We start from the raw sequence: 20,066 nt of genomic DNA, 5'->3' as shown, positions 1-20,066 counted from the left end.
CTTTTAATTTTATTTGTTTGAAAGCTTCTCAGCTTCTTTGACAGCGTGCGGAAGATAAAATTTATATGCTTTTATGCCGCCCCAGACACTTAATCCTCCGACAATGATAAATAGAGCGGCAACAATATAGGTGACTGTTGTATGATAAAGGAACAGTTGATTTAAGCCGAACAACCCAACAAATAAACCGAGGGCGGTCCTCGATTTGGCTGAGATCCATTGCTTTTCAGCATGGCGGGTGGACCTAAAGTATTTAATTTTATAAAATACATAGAAAGAAAGAGACATAATGATTAAAATGACTAATACAGGCATGATTTCAATTCCTCCATTTTCGACAATCTTCTATTATTTTAACGATTTTGGAAGGGAAATGCTACACAGGAAGCTGCCCTTTTTACGCGTGAAACATTTTAGTGTATTAACGCGTTAAATCGTTGAGGGCCAGACCCGCGTCACGTTAATGCGTTAAAGTGTTGGAATAATTGATTATTAAATTATTAAGGAGCAAAATTATGAAAGAGAAAATTTTAGAAGCTATTGAGCAATATGAAACGATTATTGTCCATCGCCATGTGCGTCCTGATCCGGATGCCTACGGTTCTCAGGGAGGATTGGTAGAAATTCTGAAAGCATCTTATCCTGAGAAAAAAGTCTACGCAGTTGGAAAGGAAGAGCCCACCCTTCACTATTTAAACAGACTTGATACGATATCAGATGAAACTTACAAAGGTGCGCTCGTTATTATTTGCGACACTGCAAATACAGAGAGGATTTGTGATAGCCGCTATCATCTTGGTGAAAAATTGATAAAAATTGACCATCATCCGAATGAAGACCCGTACGGGGATTTAATTTGGGTTGATACGGATGCAAGTTCTGTAAGTGAAATGATTTATGAGTTTTATTTATTTGGCAAAGAGAAAGGTCTTAAAATGACAGATGAAGCAGCAAGGCTTTTGTATGCGGGAATTGTCGGCGACACCGGAAGGTTTCTTTATCCGAGTACGACCGAAAAAACGTTCGGCTATGCTGGCGAACTGATCCGCTACGGTTTTTCCCGTACGGAATTGTATGATAAGATGTATGAACTTAAGCCGAATGTCGTGAAATTGCACGGGCATATTTTACAAAACTTTGATATTCGGCCGAGCGGAGTCGCATCAATGGTTTTATCAAAAGAACTGCTTGATGAATATAAGGTGAGACCAGCTGAAGCTTCTCTCTTGGTCGGTTCGCTTAGAAATATTGAAGGAGTTCTGGCATGGGCCTTTTTTATTGAAGAAGAGGATCAAATACGCGTTAGGCTGCGCTCAAAAGGCCCGGTTATTAACAGTGTTGCCAGAAAATATAAAGGAGGCGGCCATCCGCTTGCTGCCGGAGCTTCCATTTACTCATGGGATGAAAAAGAAGCAGTGTTAAAAGATATGGATCAGGCGTGCATGCACTATTAAGAAAGACCTCCACTTATCCGTTTCACATCTTGAAGTATAGACTCCTGGGGGCTTTGTTAAAGGAACTGGCCCCCACCGAAAAAGAAAATATTGAATGGTTTATTAGTATTATTATATGTTGTATGGAGGGGCTGCCCCATTGCTTATGAGTCAGTCCCGGAATTATATCAGCCGTCCAGAATTAACTGAAGCTGAATTTGCAACGTCGTATAGATGATCATTTCTTTCACTTGCAGTTTGTATCTTTTTTCGTTTAATATAAACACTTTATTTTCAATGACTTTTTGGATTAAGTCCCTGTTATTATAAACGGATTCGAGGTCTTTAGCCATGACCAAATCGATATCCTCTTTTATTCCTTCTTCAATTTCAGAAACACTTAACATATCCAATTTATATTTTTCGAAATTTGTAATTTTAACTTTAATACTTTGAACAGTTAACTGCTCTTGGTTTTTTTCATTCAGCTTATTAAAATCTTCTTGCCAGATTTTCACTGCTTTCTTTAGATCCGCAATTTCATCTTTCTGCCGCTCTATCTCCTTGCTTTGAATCTCCTGCCATGAACCGAAAATATATAAAAAAATAGTCCAGCTGATAAATCCACCGATTGCCATACCTGCGAGAAATCTTTGCCAGCCCGTTTGCCGATAGTATGGAGGAATTCTCATGAAGAGGTATACTCCTGCGTCAGCCAGTTTATTAGTAAAGCACCGGTTTGCGCTCCGCCAAGTGCGGAAAGAATCAACAAGAACTGTTTAAAAATATCTTTTGTTTCTCCATCAAACAAACCCCGCTCAAAGCTGTACACGGTATCAAACGTCCCGCCAATCGCTGCAATAATGGCCCATATCCGTATAGAAGCGGCAATACGGTAGATTTCTGTCAACAGGGGCTTCCCCGTTAAAAATGCAGCCATCCCGCCGATTAAAGCACCGCCGAGCAAAACTCCGAGAGCAATAAAATAAGTTTCAATTAGACCAATAAAAAAAGGTTCTTGTTTCATAGATTAATCCATCCCTATCTCCTTTTTGGAATGACCCTTGTAATTCATTATATGGACAAACCATTATGAATATGTTTCTTACATTTCAACTCCCAGGAATCAGGAATCTCTTTATTGATCGCTTTAAGAATTTATAGCCCGGTTTCCGTGGCTTAATGGCGCTTTTTGAATATATCGTAATTCCCTTTATTTACTAACATCTTGCAAAAATGAGAACATATTTTCTTTTTTAGAAATGAAGTTCTATAATTAGATATAGAAGAAGCAGTAAGGGTGTGAAAATCGTGTCATTTATTCACCTTCATGTATATAGTTCATACAGTCTTCTCACCAGCACAATTACGATCGAACAATTAGTCAGCGAAGCAAAAAACAAACGGTTTCCGGCAGTTGCGTTAACTGACCGCAATGTCATGTATGCTGCTGTTGCTTTTTATAAAGAGTGCATAAAGAATTCGATTAAGCCTATTTTAGGGCTGACAGTGGATGTTTTAAGCGAATTAACTGAATCAAGCTCTTTTCCGCTTGTGCTATTGGCAAAAAATCAAACCGGATTTAAAAATCTACTAAAAATTACAAGTGTCGTCCAAACGAAATCTCCCCAAGGAATTCCGATTAAGTGGCTCAGGCATTATTCTCAAGGGTTATTTGCCTTAACACCGGGGATGGAAGGTGAAATTGAGCATTATTTACTAAATAATGAGACGGAAAAAGCAAAGCGAGCCGTGCAATTTCTTGCAAGTATATTTGAAAAAAATTCCTTTTTTATCAGTCTGCAAAACCATGGAATAAAAGAGGAACAGCATTTAATTTCTGAATTGGCAAAGCTTGCGGAAGAAACCGGGATTGGGACTGCAGCCACAAACCGGGTTCACTATTTAGAGCAAAAAGATTCATTTGCCCACGAATGTCTGCTGGCAATCAAAAATGGTGAAAAACTGCAGGATGAGGGCCGTGAACGTCTTGGGAGCGATCAATTTTATTTCAAAACAGCAGAGGAAATGACAGAGTTATTCTATGAATATCCCGATGCACTGGAAAATACGATTTATATTGCTGAACAATGCAATGTTTTTATGGAAATGGATAAACAATTTCTGCCGAAGTATCCGGTGCCGGAAGGCGAAACGGCAGACAGTTATCTTGAAAAGCTTTGTTTGCAAGGTTTGAACGAGAGATATAAGAACAAAGCACAAGAGCATATAGAACGCTTAATGTATGAGCTCGGCGTAATAAAGAGAATGAAATTCAGTGATTATTTTCTGATCGTTTGGGATTTTATGAAGTTTGCCCGCAACCGGGGAATTTTAACAGGGCCTGGCCGGGGATCTGCAGCTGGCTCCATCGTGGCTTATGTTCTCTGCATAACAGATGTTGATCCGATTAAGCATCAGCTGCTTTTTGAACGGTTTTTGAATCCCGAACGGATTTCCATGCCTGATATCGATATTGATTTTCCTGACAACCGCCGCGATGAAGTAATCGAATATGTCGTGGATAAATACGGAGAGCTTCATGTTGCGCAAATTATTACATTTGGAACAATGGCGGCAAAGGCGGCGATCAGAGATGTAGGCAGGGTATTTGGCCTTAATACAAAAGAACTTGACAAGCTTTCAAAAATGATCCCATCAAGGCTTGGAGTCAGTTTGAAAGATGCATACAAGGAATCTGAACAGCTTCGTATGTTTGTGAGTGAATCGAACTATAATCGAAAACTGTTTGAAACTGCCTTAGAGCTTGAAGGCTTGCCAAGACATACATCAACCCATGCGGCCGGAGTTGTGATAAGCGAAGAGCCGCTCATAAATGTCATCCCGATCCAGAGCGGCCATGAAAAAGTTTATTTAACTCAGTATTCAATGGAACATCTTGAAGATATCGGGTTATTAAAAATGGATTTCCTTGGTTTAAGAAATTTATCGTTGATCGAAGCAATTATTGGTTCCATTCAAAGAAAATCAGGAACAAAGGTGAATATTCACGACCTTCCTTTAGATGACCCTAAAACCTTTGCGTTATTAAGCAAGGGAGATACGACAGGAATTTTTCAGCTTGAATCAGAGGGAATGCGCAAAGTTTTGACACGCTTAATGCCGACGAACTTTGAGGATATTGTTGCGGTTAATGCCCTTTACCGCCCGGGCCCAATGGAAAATATCCCGATTTATATCGATCGGAAGCACGGACGTCAAAAGATAGATTATCCGCATCCGGATCTTGAGCCAATTTTAAAAAATACGTACGGTGTTATTGTTTATCAGGAGCAGATTATGCAAATTGCTTCAAAAATGGCAGGGTTTTCTCTCGGGGAAGCGGATCTCCTTCGGCGCGCTGTCGGAAAAAAACAGCGCGACGTCCTGGATAAAGAACGGAATCATTTTGTGAAAGGTGCAATAAGTAAAGGCTACAGCGAACAAACGGCTCATCAAATTTATGATTTGATTGTTAAATTTGCCAATTACGGATTTAACCGGAGCCATGCAGTGGCATACAGCATTATCGCTTATCAACTTGCCTATTTAAAGGCACATTATCCGCTTTATTTTATGGCGGCCCTTCTTACATCTGTTTCCGGAAACGAAACAAAAATCGTGCAATATGTTCGCGAACTGAAGCAAATGGGTTTGAAGATTCTCCCTCCTTCAATAAACAAAAGCGGTTATTCCTTTCAAGTTGAAAACGGGGCAATCCGCTACAGCCTTTCAAGCATTAAAGGAGTGGGAATAGCGGCATTAAAGGAAATCTTTCGGGCCCGAAGGACAAAACGGTTTGATGATTTATTTGATTTTTGTTTGCGGGTATCTTCAAAGGCAGTCAATCGAAAGACTCTTGAAGCCCTAATTCATTCGGGAAGTTTTGATGAGTTTGGGCAAGACCGGGCCGTTTTGCTTGCCACAATTGATATTGCACTGGAACATGCACATCTCGTAAAACCTGATGACACAAACCAATATGATTTATTTTCTGAGGAAGAGTTTTTTCTTAAGCCAAAATATATGCAGGTGGATCCGATCAACAACGAAGACAAACTTGCATTTGAAAAAGAAGTACTAGGTTTTTACTTATCAAAACACCCGGTTTCTGTATACGAAGATCTGCTGAAAAGGGCAGGAATAAATCAGCTGGAAGAATTGGCTCCCGGCAGCAGGTCCATGCATATTGCCGCATATATTACAGAACTAAAAAAGATTAGAACAAAAAAAGGAGAAGTGATGGCGTTTTTGACGATAAGTGATCCGAGCGGGGAAATTGAAGGTGTTGTTTTTCCGGCTTCTTTTAAAAAAATCGGCGGGCTTTTAAAACAAGGGAGCATTTTACTGTTTGAAGGAAAGCTTGAAGAGCGCGGGGGAAACAAGCAGTTCATTATTCAAAATGCAAAGGATATCCGCCAAATTGAAGACCGGTTGAAAAAAGAAGGTCCTACTTTATATTTAAGAATCGAAACAGAAAAGCAGTCACCTGAACAGCTGCAAGTTTTAAAATCTATCATACAGAAATATAAAGGTAAAACAAGGATTGTTCTTTATTACGAGCGGGTTGAAAAAACCGTATTGCTGTCTGGCGAAGACAGAATCGATCCGTCGGAAGAGTGTCTGATTGAACTGAAGGATTTTTTGGGCAAGAGCAATGTTATCTTTAGGAAATAATCTTTACAGCTTATAAAGTTGTGATATAAGATAAAGAGGCTAATGTGGTCTGACCACTTCGAACTGAAGTAAGATCATAAACATGGGGCACAAATTATTTTTTCCATAACAATCGAAGGTGTGATAATATTTGACATTACGTGAAGAAGCTTTGCACATGCATCGCGCTAATAAAGGAAAATTAGAATCGAAATCAAAAGTTCAAGTAAGGAATACAAAAGAGCTTAGCCTTGCATACTCTCCTGGAGTGGCTGAGCCTTGTAAAATGATTTATGATAAGCCGGAAACTGTCTACGACTACACAATGAAAGGAAACATGGTTGCAGTTGTTTCCGATGGAACTGCTGTTCTAGGTTTGGGAAATATTGGACCTGAAGCAGCCTTGCCCGTAATGGAAGGAAAAGCGGTACTTTTTAAAAGTTTTGCTGGTGTCGATGCGTTTCCAATATGTTTAAATACAACAGATGTTGAAAAAATTGTTGAGACAGTAAAGCTTCTTGAACCGACTTTTGGCGGGGTTAATCTTGAAGACATTGCCGCACCGAACTGCTTTCTGATTGAAGAACGGTTGAAAAAAGAAACAAATATCCCGATTTTTCATGATGACCAGCACGGTACTGCCATTGTTACAGTTGCAGGTCTTGTAAATGCATTAAAATTGGTCGGAAAGGAAATGAATGAGATTAAAATAGTTGCGAATGGAGCCGGGGCAGCCGGAATTGCGATTATTAAACTTTTATACAGCTATGGTATTCGCGATATCATCATGTGCGATACAAAAGGTGCCATATACGAAGGCCGCCAGCAAGGAATGAACGCGATTAAGGATGAAGTTGCGAAATTCACAAACAGGGAATGTTTGAAGGGAAGCCTTGCAGAAGTAATTAAAGGTGCTGATGTTTTTATCGGTGTTTCTGCTGCGGGAGCCCTCACTGCGGAAATGATCCAATCAATGAATTCTGATCCAATTATTTTTGCAATGGCAAACCCTGATCCGGAAATTATGCCGGAAGAAGCAAAAGCCGCAGGAGCGAAAGTCGTGGGAACGGGCAGATCCGACTATCCAAATCAAGTCAACAATGTTCTTGCATTTCCTGGTATATTCCGCGGAGCTCTTGATGTTAGGGCAACTCAAATAAATGAAGTAATGAAAGTTGCGGCGGTTGAGGCGATTGCAGGGTTAATTCGAGAAGATGAATTGCATCCTGATTACGTCATTCCAGGACCGTTCGATCCAAGAGTAGCCCCTGAAGTAGCAGCTGCCGTTGCGAAAGCAGCCATGGAAACCGGCGTTGCCAGGATCAAGGTTGATCCTGAGGAGGTTAAAGAAAAAACACGTTTGCTTACTACTATTGGAAAAAGTGAGTGATCGGGTAACGTGATTCAAACTCGGGGGAAATCTAAAGTTTATATAGAGATTGTAAAGCAGATCAGAGCCATGATTGAATCCAACGGTTTAAAGCCAGGAGATAAAATCCTTTCCGAACGTGAGCTTTCTGAGCGCCTGAATGTTGGGCGCTCCTCCGTAAGGGAGGCTCTGCGCGCTTTAGAACTATTAGGGCTAATCGAGACTAGACGCGGAGAAGGCACATTCATCCGCGATTTCAGGGGACATCAATTAGTTGAACTGTTAAGCACGTTTATTTTACAAGACGAGAGAGCAAAACGCGATGTGTCAGAAACGAAATATTTGATTGAAATAGATTGTTTGCGCCTCATTTTATTAAAGTTTGATCAAGAAAAGCTAAGCAATTTTTCTAATTGGGCAAAGTCCTCTAAATTCAACGATGACGATTTTTTTTTGAAAATTGTTCAGCTCGCACAAAACTACTTATTTATTAGAATTTGGATGATCCTTAAAGATTATTATAACTCTCTTGGTTTGAACAAATACGATGCAAAAAAAAATGATTACCTGTCATTAATTGATGCGATATTCTCAAGAAATCAAGATGAAATTTTGCAAGCATACCGAAAGCTTAGAAAGTTGTCGAATCCATAACGACAAGATATTACAGTAATTGTATGGTTATTCCTCTATATTGTAAGACAGGCTGTTATATGAGATAAAGGATGGAGCGCGTTATTTTCACACTAGTGGTCTGACCACCAAGTAGACTTCCATAGATGTGTTGAAATACTGGATTCCGGCTTGTCTATTTGCTACCTATGAGGGAGGTTTCACCTTGCTTAAAGACATTTTTACAAAATCAAAAAAGAAAAAATATGCCACCATTCCATCTGAAGCTGCAAAACAAGATGTTCCAGAAGGAATTATGACAAAATGCCCTAAATGTAAAAAAATCATGTATACAAAAGAAGTCTCTAAAAATCTTAAAGTTTGTATTAACTGCGGTTACCATTATCAGATGAATGCAGCAGAACGTTTGCAAAGCTTTTTAGATGAAGGCAGTTTCGAAGAGTGGAATGGTGGAATGGTTTCAAAAAACCCGCTTAATTTTCCTGATTATTTTGAGAAGCTGGAAAAAGACCGGGAAAAAACAAAAATGAATGAAGCGGTTGTTACTGGTACTGGAACAGTAAATGGCTTCCAAGTGGCTATTGCAGTAATGGATGCTAATTTCCGTATGGGAAGCATGGGTTCCGTTGTTGGCGAGAAAATTACCCGGGCGATTGAAAAAGCGGACGAACTTTCCATCCCGTTTATAATCTTTACTGCATCCGGCGGAGCGCGCATGCAGGAAGGTGTTTTAAGTTTAATGCAAATGGCAAAAACGAGCGCCGCCTTAAAACGCTTCAGTGATAACGGAGGATTAACGATTTCTATTATGACGCACCCGACAACAGGCGGGGTATCCGCAAGTTTTGCTTCCTTGGGAGACTATAATTTTGCCGAACCCGGAGCTCTTATTGGTTTTGCCGGAAGAAGAATTATCGAGCAAACGATTCGCGAAGAATTGCCAGAAGACTTCCAAACAGCAGAATTTCTATTAAAACATGGCCAGCTTGATGCTGTGATCTCGCGGCTTGATTTAAAAGAAAAAATCACCACGATACTTGACGTTCATGCAGGAGGTGAAGTGAAATGGTTGGAGAATTAGAATTTGAACGACCTGTCATTGAGTTGAAGAAAAAAATATCTGAACTGAAAGAGTTTACGAAAAGCACGGACGTGGACCTCTCTTCAGAAATTGAAAAGTTGGAAGAGCGGCTGGAAAAATTAGAAAAAGAAATTTATGAAAATATAAAACCGTGGAACCGGGTCCAAATTGCCCGCCATCCGGACCGTCCTACTACTTTGGAATATATTTCGCATCTTTTCACAGATTTTTTTGAATGCCACGGCGACCGCAACTTTGGAGATGATGAGGCGATCGTAGGAGGTATTGCAAAATTTCATGGTCTGCCGGTGACGGTAATAGGACATCAACGAGGCAAAGATACGAAAGAAAATATCCGCCGTAATTTTGGTATGCCCCATCCTGAAGGATATCGAAAAGCATTGCGGTTAATGAGGCAAGCTGAAAAATTTAAAAGACCAATAATATGCTTTATAGATACGAAAGGTGCATATCCCGGAAAGGCAGCAGAAGAGCGGGGACAAAGTGAAGCAATTGCCCGGAATCTTTTTGAAATGGCCGGTTTAAGAGTGCCTGTCATTTGCATTGTTATTGGAGAAGGCGGAAGCGGCGGGGCTTTGGCGCTTGGAGTTGGCAATCATATTCATATGCTCGAAAACTCCACGTATTCGGTTATTTCTCCTGAAGGTGCAGCCGCGCTTTTATGGAAAGATGCTTCACAAGCGAAGAGGGCTGCAGAAACAATGAAAATCACTGCTCCTGATCTTAAAGAACTCGGTATTATTGATGAAATTATCCCTGAAGTAAAAGGCGGGGCACATAAAGATGTTAAAAAACAATCTGAATATATTGACCAAATTTTAATGAAATCTTTAAAAGAACTGGTTAAAATTTCGGATGAAGAACTTGTTGTCCACCGTTATTGGAAATATAAAGCGATCGGGGAATATTCATTTGCTGCTGAATATGTAAAGGTAAATTAGAAATGTACACTTTTATCAGCACGCTTTTTATTAGAAATCGTTTGCATTATCCCGATAATTCTGTCTATATGAATAATTTAAGGAATTTGTTGTGAGACAAAGTTCTTCGTGTTATTTTAGAAATATTACAGGGTATTTTACTGATAATTAAGAAAGCAATTCTTTCAGTCCAAACACTTTAAAGCTTTTTATTCTATTAAACATACTTTATGAAATAACTAGAGGTGATGCATTATGAAAAGAATAGGTGTTCTAACGAGCGGCGGAGATTCACCAGGAATGAATGCTGCAATCCGCGCTGTTGTACGCAAAGCAATTTATCACAACCTGGAAGTTTATGGAGTGTATGGCGGTTATCTTGGTTTAATTAACGGAAATATCAAAAAACTTGAGCTCGGTTCTGTTGGTGATATTATTCACCGCGGAGGAACAATGCTTTATTCTGCCCGTTGTGAAGAATTTAAAACTAAAGAAGGGCAGCAAAAAGGTGTTGAACAATTAAAGAAACACGGAATCGACGGACTCGTTGTTATCGGAGGGGACGGTTCTTACAGAGGAGCAAAGGCTCTGACAGAACTTGGTTTTCCGTGTGTAGGCGTTCCGGGTACAATTGATAATGATATTCCGGGGACAGAGCAAACGATCGGATTTGATACAGCTTTAAATACTGTTATCGATGCGATTGACAAAATTCGTGATACAGCTTCTTCCCATGAAAGGACGTTTGTAGTTGAAGTAATGGGCCGAAATGCCGGGGACATTGCATTATGGGCAGGCCTTGCCGGCGGTGCTGAAGCGATTGTTATTCCGGAAGAAAATTACGACATGAATGAAATTGCTGACCGTTTAAAGAGAAGTCATGAACGCGGCAAAAGGCACAGTATAATAATTGTAGCCGAAGGGGTTTGCAGCGGCGAAGAGCTTAGCAAACAAATTACAGAAGCAACCGGTTTTGATACTTGGGTTACTGTTCTTGGACATGTTCAGCGCGGGGGATCGCCGAGTGCATTTGACCGCGTGCTTGCAAGCCGTCTTGGAGCACATGCGGTTGAGCTTCTCATTGAAGGAAAAGGCGGACGTGCAGTAGGAATCAGAAAAAACGAGGTCGTAGATTATGATTTTAATGAAGTATTTTCCCAGGAACATATGCTCGACCTAGAATTGTGCAAGCTATCCAAGGAGCTCTCTATATAATAAGTCCTTCATTATTTACAGGAGGTATAAATAAAAAATGCGCAGAACGAAAATCGTTTGTACGATTGGCCCCGCAAGTGAAAGCTTGGAGAAGCTTACACAATTAATAGAAGCGGGAATGAATGTTGCACGTCTCAATTTTTCGCATGGGAACCACGAAGAACATGCCCAGAGGATAAAAAACATTCGGGAAGCAGCAGAAAGAACCGGCAAAAATATTGCGATCCTCCTTGACACAAAAGGCCCGGAAATACGCACGCATGATATGGAAAACGGTGCAATCGAATTAATAGCCGGACAGGAAATAATCATTTCTATGAATGAAGTCTTGGGAACGCCTGAAAAATTTTCTGTTACATATCAAGGTTTAATTAACGACGTTCATAAAGGCTCAAAAATTTTGCTTGATGACGGGTTAATCGGGCTTGAAGTAACAAAAATTGATCATGAAAATAATGAAATTCAGGCAAAAATTTTAAACAGCGGCATTTTAAAAAACAAAAAGGGCGTTAATGTTCCTGGAGTATCTGTCAAACTTCCGGGAATTACAGAAAAAGATGCAAGCGACATTATTTTTGGCATTGAACAAGGTATAGACTTTATCGCGGCCTCATTTGTCAGAAGAGCAAAAGATGTGCTTGAAATCCGCCAATTGCTTGAAGAACGAAATGCGACTAATATTCATATTATCCCGAAGATTGAAAATCAAGAAGGGGTAGACAATATTGATGAAATTTTGGAAGTATCAGACGGTTTAATGGTAGCAAGGGGTGATCTCGGAGTTGAACTTCCGGCTGAAGAAGTTCCTTTAGTCCAAAAAAAGCTGATCAAAAAATGCAATGCCCTTGGAAAACCGGTTATTACTGCAACGCAAATGCTTGATTCCATGCAGAGAAATCCAAGGCCGACACGAGCGGAAGCAAGTGATGTAGCAAATGCCATCTTTGACGGAACAGATGCCATTATGCTTTCAGGTGAAACTGCTGCTGGACAATATCCTGTAGAGGCTGTCCAGACAATGCATAATATTGCATCACGAGCTGAATCTGCATTAAATCACAAGGAAATATTATCGAAACGCAGCAAAGACAATGAGCACAATATTACAGATGCCATCGGCCAATCTGTTGCGCATACTGCATTAAATCTTGATGTAAATGCGATTATAACACCGACTGAAAGCGGCCATACAGCCAGGATGATTTCGAAATATCGGCCAAAGGTGCCGATTGTAGCGGTTACATCAAACGACTTTGTCCGCCGCCGTCTAGCTTTAGTTTGGGGAGTTTATCCGTTGCTTGGAAAAGAAGCTACAACAACAGATGAAATGCTTGAAATTGCTGTTCAGGAAAGTCTGAATAGTGGTATTGTTGCCAATGGCGATTTAGTTGTTATCACTGCAGGCGTTCCAGTTGGAGAGAGCGGAACGACCAACCTTATGAAAATTCATGTAGTAGGCGATTCTTTGATAAAGGGGCAGGGGATCGGCAGAAAATCAGCGTATGGAAAAGTCGTGATCGCCCGCGATGCAAAAGAAGCATTAAGTAAAGTGAAGGAAGGTTCTATTCTGGTTACGCTCGGTACCGACCGGGAAATGTTACCTGCAATTGAAAAATGCAGCGCCCTTATTACCGAAGAAGGCGGATTGACAAGCCATGGCGCAGTTGTAGGCTTAAATATCGGCATTCCTGTAATTGTCGGTGCTGAAAATGCAACAAAAATTTTAAAAGATGGGCAAGAAATTACTGTTGACGCAGCACGAGGAATCATTTACAACGGTCATGCAAGTGTTTTATAATATTTGATTTCAGGAGAGATGGGGTTAAGCTTCATCTCTTTTTGTTTTCTTTTATTTGATGTTATTGTTTAAAGAGGCATATAATAATTTGGACAAAATATTATGTCCGTGGAGGTGCCGCATGCGTTATTTCCTATTATTTCTTATTATCGTACCTGCTTTAGAAATAGCGATTCTTTTATTATCCGGCAAAACGATTGGGGTGCTGCCGACAATATTTCTACTCATTTTTACAGGAGTGCTCGGGGCATACTTAGCAAAACGGCAAGGGCTTGAGACGATTCGAAAAGTACAGGAACAGCTCCGATACGGGCAAATACCCGGAGATGCCTTATTGGATGGTATTTGTATTCTAATAGGAGGCACACTGCTTTTGACACCCGGATTTATCACTGATACGGCAGGGTTTCTATTACTTGCTCCTCCAATGAGAAAGTTTTTTAAGAAGCTGTTAATAAAAGCATTTAAAAGATGGATCGATAAAGGAAATTTAATGATTATCCGGTAAGTAATTAAAGGGGCTGTCTCAAAGCCTAAGGGTCAGACCCCATAACACAATATATAGGACATAATGTTGGATAAATGTGCTATATATTGATTAATCCACATGGGGTCAGACCCTTATGAGACAGCCTCTTTTAGATGTTTATTTTAGGATGCTTTTTCTTCGCCTTTAATAAACGACCATATATCTCTGAACACATTTGCACGATGCAAAGTGCTGATAATGACGAGGGTTACCGGGCCAGCAATCAATCCCAGGAATCCGAGCAGTTTAAACCCGACAAACAAGGCAATTAAAGTGGCAAGCGGGTCTAGTCCAATACTTGAAGAAAGAATTTTAGGTTCCATAATTTGCCTTTGGACAATAACTACAATATATAAGACTCCAAGGCCAATTGCCAGGCTCATTTCTCCGGCAATAATCTCATAAATAATCCATGGAACGAAAATGGCGCCTGTTCCAAGGTAGGGGATAATATCAACAATTCCGGCAATTAAGGAAATAGTTATCGCATAATCGACACGCAGGATCAGCAAGCCGATTAATATAATAACAGTGGTAATGGAGACCAGAGTTGCTTGTGCTTTTATAAATCCAAACAAAGCTTTGTTTAAATCTGCAAATACTGTTTTTCCGCTCGATTTTGCCCGCTTTGGAAGGAGCCTGCCGATGAGTGATGAAAGTTTGTGCCAATCTTTGCTGATAAAAAAAGTTGCTAACAGAGAAAATATGAACACTGTAGCTGCGTTTGGAAACCATGATAAGATATTTGGAATTTTTTCAAAAAAGTTCTGGATAAACGCACCGACAGTTGTCCCGAATTTTTTTCCGACACTTTGAATATTCGTGAGAAGGGTATCTTGCTGGCCGGCATCCAGATTTTTAAACATACTTGACAACTGGTTATAAAGAGGAATAATTTGAGCAGCAAAAAATTGTTCAATATAATTAATCACTGTATCTAAATGTGTTGGAACTACTCTTGCTAAATATTCAGTACCAGATACAATTTCGGCGACAAGCAGCGTTATTAAACCGGCAAAAACGGCAAAAATAAGAATTAGAACTATAAAAACAGCCAGAGCTCTCGGCATTCGGGCCTTTTTTTCAAAAAAACCAACAAGCGGGTTAATAAGAAAGGCAATTGCCAGCGCAATAAGAAAAGGATATACGACAGTTGATATGTAATAAACCGCTGCCGAACTTAAGATTATTATTCCAATTACAAATAAAAACCGGATCGTTCGATGTATGTAAACCTGATTCAATTAAGTACCCCCTTATTTCCGTATGTATTTAACAATATTTTATCATCTGAATCGGAAAACCGCATCTTCTCTAATTTCTACGACTAAAACCATTGAAAGGATTCACCAAATAAAAAAATGTTGCTGATTTTTATATCATATGTTTAATTAAAGGAACTGCCGGGTCTTATTGTAAGATAAACATGTCGGAAGGATGAATAAATTTGACACTCGAACCATATCTATTTTTACTTTTATTGTTTGGAATAGGTTTAATAGCAAAAAATAATTCACTATTAATCGCTTTGGCAGTTTTGCTTTTATTAAGATTGCTTCCTTTTGGTATGAAAGCTTTTTCAATTCTTCAATCAAAAGGGATAAACTGGGGTGTAACCATCATAACGCTCGCTGTTCTTTCTCCTATAGCAAGCGGAGAAATCGGCTTCAAGGATTTGTCCGGGGCTTTCAAATCACCTTATGCATGGATTGCGCTAATATCGGGAATTGCAGTGGCACTGCTTGCAAAAGGCGGGGTTTTTTTATTGGCAGAAGATCCTCATATCACGACTGCTCTTGTTTTAGGAACGATCATTGCCGTATCTCTATTTAAAGGAGTGGCGGTAGGACCGCTGATCGGTGCCGGTATCGCATACATGGCAATGAAAGTTTTTGATCTTCTGAAATAATTGGCCATAGGATGGGTCTGACTCCCTCCGGAAATGATAATATATAGAATTGTTTTTTCAGAGTTTGTCTATATTTTTTATTGGAGGTCTGACCCTTCAGCCTCAGCCTCATTTTAGTTCCATATTTTTTAAGTGTTATTTTTTGAAATAGTAATATTTTCAACCTCAAGTATACAAATGATTTACATATCAGCTTTCCTAAAAAAATAATAATTTTTTCACATTTTATATTCTTTTCGTTCACAAAAGTCTGATAATTGTTTATAATAGGAATAGTAAGCGCCTCTTTAACAAATGTGAAATATGTAAAAATGTAAATTAGAATAATAATACGTCGCCAGTTGCTATTTAGAAGAAAAATGTAAGCACTTTCTTTTTTGATATTTTTCTGAGCAAGCGCTCGGAGTCATGGAAAGAAATAAGAACCGCTTAAAGACTTGATTTGCAGACACACATGTTTATCCTCTAAATGGTCTTTTGATCCAGCAACTTTTAGGCACCTTTTTTTACCCCATAGGTAGACGAAAACTATTTCTGTAAAACTGAAAATGGATTATTTCGTTGAATATAGTATGCAGACAATGGGTTAATGGGGAGACTATTTAAGTAAAGGAGAGATTCGGTATGACAGTAACTCGTGGACTTGAAGGGGTTGTAGCAACAACTTCTTCTATAAGTTCAATAATCGATGATACGCTGACATATGTTGGCTATAATATTGATGATTTAGCGGATAATGCTAGTTTTGAAGAAGTAATTTTTCTTTTATGGCACCGTAAACTTCCTGCTAAATCTGAATTGGAAGAACTAAAAATCCATCTGACTGAAAACGCAGAACTTCCAAAAGAGGTTTTGGATCATTTCAAAATGTATCCGATTGATAAGGTTCATCCAATGGCTGCTCTTCGTTCAGCTGTATCACTGTTGGGTTTATACGATGAAGAAGCTGATCTTATGGATGATGAGGCTAACTATAGAAAAGCAATCCGCCTTCAGGCGAAGATACCTGCGATTGTCGCTGCATTTGCCCGTGTACGCAAAGGGCTTGAACCCGTCGCACCAAGGAAGGATTTAAGCTTTGCAGCTAACTTTTTGTATATGCTAAATGGAAAAGAACCCGAAGATATTGCTGTTGAAGCATTCAATAAGGTTCTTGTTCTTCATGCCGATCATGAGTTAAATGCATCCACCTTTACTGCAAGGGTATGTGTTGCAACTTTATCTGATGTTTATTCCGGTGTTACTGCAGCAATAGGAGCGCTGAAAGGCCCATTGCACGGAGGCGCAAACGAAGCGGTAATGAAAATGCTGACAGAAATCGGTTCATTGGAAAATGTTGAACCATATATTCGTGAAAAGCTTGCAAAGAAAGAAAAAATTATGGGCTTTGGGCATCGTGTCTATCGAAAAGGAGATCCGCGTGCAAAGCACTTAAGAGAAATGTCTAAAAAGTTAACAGAGCTTACTGGTGAATCTCATTTGTATGAAATGTCCACTAAGATTGAAGCAATTGTGACAGGGGAGAAAGGTCTTCCTCCAAATGTCGATTTTTATTCAGCGTCTATATATCACAGCTTAGGAATTGACCATGATTTATTTACACCTATTTTTGCTGTAAGCCGTATATCCGGCTGGCTCGCCCATATTTTAGAACAATATGAAAACAACCGCTTAATTCGCCCGCGTGCTGACTATACAGGTCCTGGAATGCAAAAATTTATCCCAATCGAGCAAAGAGGATAAAAAGATTTTTTTATTGCAAATTTTACTTTTTCGAGAAAAATTGATGTAATAAAATAGAATGGAAAAAAGGGGCTGTCTCATAAGGGTCTGACCCCATGTGCATTATCAATATATAGCATATTTATCCAACATTATGTCCTTTATATTATGATGTGGGGTCTGACCCTTAGGCTTTGAGACAGCCCCTTTTTCTGATTTTTTAACCGCATTGCTCCGGGCTTCCCTAAAGTAGACTGCATTGGGGCCAGACCCTTTCGGCATACATATAAAAAGAAATATATAATAACGGGATTGTCTTGGGGCACTATGCTCTTATAGAAGGGAGAATAAATCATGCAAGGTGAAAAAATCAAGGTAACAAATGGTGTATTAAACGTACCAAACAATCCGATCATTCCGTTTATTGAGGGAGATGGAACAGGTCCGGATATTTGGGCTGCTGCACAAAGAGTATTAGACGCAGCAGTTGAGAAAGCTTATAATGGCGAACGGAAAATTGTATGGAAAGAAGTGCTTGCCGGAGAAAAAGCTTTTAATCAAACAGGAGAATGGCTTCCTGCTGAAACGCTGAAAACAATCAATGAATACTTTATTGCCATCAAAGGACCCTTAACAACGCCTGTCGGGGGCGGAATCCGTTCTCTGAACGTCGCTCTTCGCCAGGAATTAGATTTGTTTGTGTGCTTGCGTCCTGTACGCTGGTTTGAAGGAGTGCCTTCACCAGTAAAACGACCGCAAGATACAGACATGGTTATTTTCCGAGAAAATACTGAAGATATTTATGCCGGAATTGAATATGCAAAAGGTACTGACGAAGTTAAGAAACTAATTAATTTTCTTCAAAATGAATTGGGCGTCAATAAAGTCCGCTTCCCTGAAACTTCAGGCATAGGCATTAAGCCTGTTTCACAGGAAGGGACAACCCGCCTTGTGCGAGCAGCCATCAATTATGCGATTAAAGAAGGCCGCAAGTCTGTAACTCTTGTACATAAAGGGAACATTATGAAGTTCACTGAAGGCGCGTTTAAAAACTGGGGTTACGAGCTTGCTGAAAAAGAATTTGGCGATAAAGTATTTACATGGGCACAGTACGACCGCATTAAAGAAGAGCAGGGGATAGAAGCTGCAAACAAAGCACAAGCAGACACAGAAGCTGCAGGAAAGATCATTGTAAAAGATGCAATAGCTGATATTTTTCTTCAACAAATTCTTACTCGTCCGCGCGAGTTTGATGTTGTTGCAACGATGAACTTAAATGGAGACTACATATCCGACGCGCTTGCTGCTCAAGTCGGAGGCATTGGAATTGCTCCCGGAGCAAACATCAATTATGAATCCGGCCATGCTATTTTTGAAGCAACACATGGCACAGCACCTAAATATGCAGGATTAGATAAAGTGAATCCATCATCTGTCATCCTTTCCGGAGTATTAATGTTTGAGCATTTAGGATGGAATGAAGCAGCAAATCTAATCATTAAATCAATGGAGAAAACAATTGCTTCCAAAGTTGTAACGTATGATTTTGCGCGGTTAATGGAAGGTGCAATTGAAGTAAAAACTTCAGAATTTGGAAATGAGTTAATTAAAAATATGGGATAATCATTTTTTGGGCTGTTCATTTGGAAGAGCAGCCTTTACATATAGTGCTCTTTCCTGTTCAAGGATAAAATGTATAAGTATGGAATCAATCTATTTTTTTAATGCGGTAAGGGGGAACACATCATGTCAATGAAACGCAAAAAAATTTCTGTGATCGGCGGAGGATTTACCGGTGCTACTACAGCTTTCCTTTTAGCTCAAAAAGAACTTGGGGATATTGTTTTAGTTGATATCCCGCAAATGGAAAACCCTACTAAAGGGAAAGCGTTAGATATGCTTGAGGCCAGCCCGGTTCAAGGATTCGACGCTAATATTATCGGAACTTCCAATTATGAAGATACAAAAGATTCCGATATCGTTGTAATTACTGCGGGAATTGCACGGAAACCGGGAATGGGCCGTGATGATTTAGTCCAAACAAACCAGAAAGTGATGAAAAGTGTAACTAAGGAAATTGTCAAATATTCTCCAAACTGCTACATCGTTGTTTTGACAAATCCGGTTGATGCTATGACTTATACAGTGTTTAAAGAATCAGGCTTTCCTAAAAACCGAGTTATCGGTCAATCAGGTGTACTTGATACTGCCCGTTTCCGAACTTTCGTTGCTCAGGAATTGAACATTTCAGTTAAAGATATTACAGGTTTTGTACTGGGCGGTCACGGAGACGATATGGTCCCCCTTGTTCGCTATTCTTACGCAGGCGGAATTCCTCTTGAAACTCTGATTCCAAAGGATCGTATTGAGAAAATCGTTGAACGCACACGCAAAGGCGGCGGTGAAATCGTAAACCTTCTTGGGAACGGAAGCGCTTATTATGCTCCTGCAGCTTCTCTTGTTGAAATGTGTGAAGCAATTCTAAAAGACCAGCGCAGAATTCTTCCGGCTATTGCATACCTTGAGGGAGAATACGGCTATGAAGGAATTTACCTGGGAGTTCCGACAATTTTGGGTGCTAACGGTATTGAAAAAGTGATCGAACTTGAATTGACAGAGGAAGAAAAGGCTGCTTTGGATAAATCAGCACAATCTGTCCGCAATGTAATGGCTGTATTAGTTTAATTTGAAACATTAAAAATTCGGGGGATTTCCTCCGAATTTTTTTACATTTATGTAATGTGTTTTCTCATTTTGGCTACTTTTGCAGGAAGAAAAAT

General features: G+C 39.7%; 17 protein-coding genes. 13 read left to right on the top strand and 4 right to left on the bottom strand.

The features are described 5' to 3' along the window. Positions 1-9 precede the first annotated feature (9 nt). Positions 10-315, bottom strand: coding sequence for a YtpI family protein (locus tag PB1_RS15740; RefSeq protein ID WP_004438857.1), 306 nt, complete (start codon positions 313-315; stop codon positions 10-12). Positions 316-515: 200 nt separating this feature from the next. On the opposite strand from PB1_RS15740, the gene PB1_RS15735 reads away from it, so the two are divergent. Further along, positions 516-1,454, top strand: a complete 939-nt coding sequence (locus PB1_RS15735) for a DHH family phosphoesterase (RefSeq protein WP_004438855.1) — start codon at positions 516-518, stop codon at positions 1,452-1,454. Between the two features lie 167 nt (positions 1,455-1,621). On the opposite strand, the gene ytrI is transcribed toward PB1_RS15735, so the two are convergent. Together ytrI and ytrH are read right to left on the bottom strand one after the other, a co-directional pair. Continuing rightward, the gene (ytrI, locus tag PB1_RS15730) at positions 1,622-2,125 is read right to left on the bottom strand and encodes a sporulation membrane protein YtrI (RefSeq protein ID WP_004438852.1); all 504 of its coding nucleotides are present in this window, start codon (positions 2,123-2,125) and stop codon (positions 1,622-1,624) included. After that, positions 2,122-2,460 carry a sporulation membrane protein YtrH gene (ytrH, locus tag PB1_RS15725; RefSeq protein ID WP_004438849.1) on the bottom strand — a complete coding sequence of 113 codons (339 nt, stop codon included), beginning with the start codon at positions 2,458-2,460 and terminating at the stop codon, positions 2,122-2,124. The genes ytrI and ytrH overlap by 4 nt, the downstream gene beginning before the upstream one ends. A gap of 284 nt (positions 2,461-2,744) precedes the next feature. Here ytrH and dnaE point away from each other — a divergent pair, with 284 nt between their 5' ends. The 8 genes from dnaE (at position 2,745) to PB1_RS15685 (ending at position 13,634) form a co-directional block, all read left to right on the top strand. Then, a complete protein-coding gene (gene dnaE, locus PB1_RS15720; RefSeq protein ID WP_004438847.1) occupies positions 2,745-6,110 on the top strand; it encodes a DNA polymerase III subunit alpha in 3,366 nt (1,121 codons plus the stop codon). 130 nt (positions 6,111-6,240) lie between these two features. Beyond that, the gene (gene ystJ / locus PB1_RS15715) at positions 6,241-7,479 is read left to right on the top strand and encodes an NADP-dependent malic enzyme (protein ID WP_004438844.1); all 1,239 of its coding nucleotides are present in this window, start codon (positions 6,241-6,243) and stop codon (positions 7,477-7,479) included. A gap of 69 nt (positions 7,480-7,548) precedes the next feature. After that, positions 7,549-8,112 carry a FadR/GntR family transcriptional regulator gene (locus tag PB1_RS15710; RefSeq protein WP_004438841.1) on the top strand — a complete coding sequence of 188 codons (564 nt, stop codon included), beginning with the start codon at positions 7,549-7,551 and terminating at the stop codon, positions 8,110-8,112. Positions 8,113-8,296: 184 nt separating this feature from the next. Further along, a complete protein-coding gene (accD, locus tag PB1_RS15705) occupies positions 8,297-9,172 on the top strand; it encodes an acetyl-CoA carboxylase, carboxyltransferase subunit beta (protein WP_004438838.1) in 876 nt (291 codons plus the stop codon). After that, positions 9,157-10,134 (top strand): acetyl-CoA carboxylase carboxyl transferase subunit alpha, encoded by a 978-nt coding sequence (gene accA / locus PB1_RS15700; protein ID WP_004438835.1) that lies wholly within the window; start codon positions 9,157-9,159, stop codon positions 10,132-10,134. Before accD ends, accA begins: the two co-directional genes overlap by 16 nt. Before the next feature lie 234 nt (positions 10,135-10,368). Beyond that, positions 10,369-11,328, top strand: a complete 960-nt coding sequence (gene pfkA, locus PB1_RS15695; RefSeq protein WP_004438832.1) for a 6-phosphofructokinase — start codon at positions 10,369-10,371, stop codon at positions 11,326-11,328. A 37-nt stretch (positions 11,329-11,365) separates the two neighbouring features. Then, positions 11,366-13,126: a pyruvate kinase gene (gene pyk, locus PB1_RS15690; protein ID WP_004438831.1), complete on the top strand. Its 1,761-nt coding sequence runs from the start codon at positions 11,366-11,368 to the stop codon at positions 13,124-13,126. Positions 13,127-13,247: 121 nt separating this feature from the next. Continuing rightward, positions 13,248-13,634 carry an FxsA family protein gene (locus tag PB1_RS15685; protein WP_004438829.1) on the top strand — a complete coding sequence of 129 codons (387 nt, stop codon included), beginning with the start codon at positions 13,248-13,250 and terminating at the stop codon, positions 13,632-13,634. Between the two features lie 143 nt (positions 13,635-13,777). Here the strand turns inward: PB1_RS15685 and ytvI are convergent, their stop codons facing one another. After that, positions 13,778-14,899: a sporulation integral membrane protein YtvI gene (ytvI, locus tag PB1_RS15680; protein ID WP_004438827.1), complete on the bottom strand. Its 1,122-nt coding sequence runs from the start codon at positions 14,897-14,899 to the stop codon at positions 13,778-13,780. 203 nt (positions 14,900-15,102) lie between these two features. Between ytvI and PB1_RS15675 the strand changes: the two genes are divergently transcribed. From PB1_RS15675 to mdh, 4 genes are all read left to right on the top strand, one after another. After that, complete coding sequence (locus PB1_RS15675) at positions 15,103-15,564, top strand: DUF441 domain-containing protein (protein WP_004438826.1); 462 nt, start codon at positions 15,103-15,105, stop codon at positions 15,562-15,564. A gap of 624 nt (positions 15,565-16,188) precedes the next feature. Beyond that, the gene (gene citZ, locus PB1_RS15670; RefSeq protein WP_004438821.1) at positions 16,189-17,307 is read left to right on the top strand and encodes a citrate synthase; all 1,119 of its coding nucleotides are present in this window, start codon (positions 16,189-16,191) and stop codon (positions 17,305-17,307) included. A 330-nt stretch (positions 17,308-17,637) separates the two neighbouring features. After that, complete coding sequence (gene icd, locus PB1_RS15665) at positions 17,638-18,909, top strand: NADP-dependent isocitrate dehydrogenase (protein WP_174269872.1); 1,272 nt, start codon at positions 17,638-17,640, stop codon at positions 18,907-18,909. A gap of 123 nt (positions 18,910-19,032) precedes the next feature. Then, on the top strand, positions 19,033-19,971 hold the full coding sequence (gene mdh / locus PB1_RS15660) for a malate dehydrogenase (protein ID WP_004438816.1): 939 nt from the start codon (positions 19,033-19,035) through the stop codon (positions 19,969-19,971). Positions 19,972-20,066 lie beyond the last annotated feature (95 nt).

The sequence above is a fragment of the Bacillus methanolicus PB1 genome, assembly GCF_000262755.1.
GTDB lineage: Bacteria > Bacillota > Bacilli > Bacillales > Cytobacillaceae > Bacillus_Z > Bacillus_Z methanolicus.
The sequence above is the reverse complement of the archived record's forward strand: the minus strand, read 5'-3'. Positions and strand labels throughout refer to the sequence as shown.

Coding starts and splice junctions, on each gene's coding strand:
- PB1_RS15710 (WP_004438841.1), top strand. CDS start 7,549: ATGATTGAATCCAACGGTTTAAAGCCAGGAGATAAAATCCTTTCCGAA.
- PB1_RS15735 (WP_004438855.1), top strand. CDS start 516: ATGAAAGAGAAAATTTTAGAAGCTATTGAGCAATATGAAACGATTATT.
- PB1_RS15740 (WP_004438857.1), bottom strand. CDS start 315: ATGCCTGTATTAGTCATTTTAATCATTATGTCTCTTTCTTTCTATGTA.
- mdh (WP_004438816.1), top strand. CDS start 19,033: ATGTCAATGAAACGCAAAAAAATTTCTGTGATCGGCGGAGGATTTACC.
- PB1_RS15685 (WP_004438829.1), top strand. CDS start 13,248: ATGCGTTATTTCCTATTATTTCTTATTATCGTACCTGCTTTAGAAATA.
- pfkA (WP_004438832.1), top strand. CDS start 10,369: ATGAAAAGAATAGGTGTTCTAACGAGCGGCGGAGATTCACCAGGAATG.
- ytrH (WP_004438849.1), bottom strand. CDS start 2,460: ATGAAACAAGAACCTTTTTTTATTGGTCTAATTGAAACTTATTTTATT.
- accA (WP_004438835.1), top strand. CDS start 9,157: ATGGTTGGAGAATTAGAATTTGAACGACCTGTCATTGAGTTGAAGAAA.
- pyk (WP_004438831.1), top strand. CDS start 11,366: ATGCGCAGAACGAAAATCGTTTGTACGATTGGCCCCGCAAGTGAAAGC.
- citZ (WP_004438821.1), top strand. CDS start 16,189: ATGACAGTAACTCGTGGACTTGAAGGGGTTGTAGCAACAACTTCTTCT.
- ytrI (WP_004438852.1), bottom strand. CDS start 2,125: ATGAGAATTCCTCCATACTATCGGCAAACGGGCTGGCAAAGATTTCTC.